The organism is Mesorhizobium sp. M7A.F.Ca.CA.002.09.1.1 (assembly GCF_003998555.1).
GTDB classification, from domain to species: Bacteria; Pseudomonadota; Alphaproteobacteria; order Rhizobiales; family Rhizobiaceae; genus Mesorhizobium; species Mesorhizobium ciceri.
The window spans coordinates 1-406 of the sequence record NZ_RZRR01001610.1; the positions used below are offsets into that span (position 1 = coordinate 1).

A 406-nucleotide genomic window follows, 5' to 3' on the forward strand; every position below is an offset into this window, starting at 1 on the left:
GCAGCCGCGGGCTCGGGGGAGAGGAGAGGGGGAGAAGAGAAAGAGGAGGGGGCGGCCGCGAGCAGCAGCGCGCAGCCCGGGGCGACATATTCGGAGATGTAGTCGTAATAGAGGATCGGCAGCACGTCGCGGTGCTGGTAGCGGTCGAAGATGATGAGGTCGAAATCCTTGATCTTCTCGACGAACAGTTCGCGGGTCGGGAAGGCGATAAGCGACAATTCGTTGATCGGCGTGCCGTCCTGCTTTTCCGGCGGCCGCAGGATGGTGAAATGGACAAGATCGACCGAGGCGTCGGATTTCAGCAGGTTGCGCCAGGTGCGCTCGCCGGCATGCGGCTCGCCGGAGACGAGCAGCACACGCAGGTTCTCGCGAATGCCGTCGATCAGTGCGATGGCGCGGTTGTTGG

1 pseudogene is annotated in these 406 nt (G+C 63.3%); it reads right to left on the reverse strand.

Annotation, left to right across the window (positions count from 1 at the left end):
* A pseudogene (locus EN994_RS34935) lies at positions 1-406 on the reverse strand (hypothetical protein); the annotation flags it as partial.